The 558-nt window shown below is 28.5% G+C and carries 2 protein-coding genes and 1 pseudogene; 1 reads left to right on the plus strand and 2 read right to left on the minus strand.

Going from position 1 to position 558, the window contains the following annotated elements; all coding sequences use genetic code 11:
• Positions 1 to 227: pseudogene (locus CD112_RS13705) on the plus strand (hypothetical protein); the annotation flags it as partial.
• Here the strand turns inward: CD112_RS13705 and CD112_RS10170 are convergent.
• Both CD112_RS10170 and CD112_RS10175 read right to left on the minus strand, forming a co-directional pair.
• Positions 190 to 423: a hypothetical protein gene (locus CD112_RS10170; RefSeq protein ID WP_103364251.1), complete on the minus strand. Its 234-nt coding sequence runs from the start codon at positions 421 to 423 to the stop codon at positions 190 to 192. The pseudogene CD112_RS13705 and the gene CD112_RS10170 overlap by 38 nt on opposite strands.
• Positions 424 to 436: 13 nt before the next feature.
• On the minus strand, positions 437 to 558 hold a 122-nt coding region (locus CD112_RS10175; RefSeq protein ID WP_180991555.1), incomplete at its 5' end, for a phage antirepressor KilAC domain-containing protein.

The raw sequence follows: 558 nt of genomic DNA on the forward strand, positions 1-558 counted from the left end.
GAAAATTCAAATTTAAGCAGTTGATAAATCATTACAAAAACCAAGAAACTAATTATTTAATGCTTTATCTTTTAGAAAATAATGATTTTTACGAATTTGATATGAATTGCTCTGATTATGCATACAACATCCAATCTCTAGATAAAAGCTGGAATATACCAATCATAAAAATTGATGATGATTTAGAATTCATTTCTTTACATTTGGTAAAACATGAACAAAATTAGATTCGAATTGTAACTTTGCATGAACAAGATTTAGGACCGCGTATGCTTCCTCATACGTTGGTTCTTTTTTCTTTATTGCTTGAAGAATTTCATTAGCTAACTCTTGGTGTTCTTGTGAGTAAAATTCTTCGAATGCTTGTTCTTTCAATGTATAAACCTTAAAAATTTGATTTCTACTTAATTTTTGCTCTTGCATGTGGTTTCCTCCTTTAATTGTTTTGTTTTTCGTTCAAAAATTTGTTAATAAAATATTGTTGTCCTTTACCAGTAACTTTGGGTGTCTTACTAATCGATGTATGTCCATCAGAATGACTGATTGTGGTTTCTTTGA

The organism is Staphylococcus simulans (assembly GCF_002902285.1).
GTDB classification, from domain to species: domain Bacteria; phylum Bacillota; class Bacilli; order Staphylococcales; family Staphylococcaceae; genus Staphylococcus; species Staphylococcus simulans.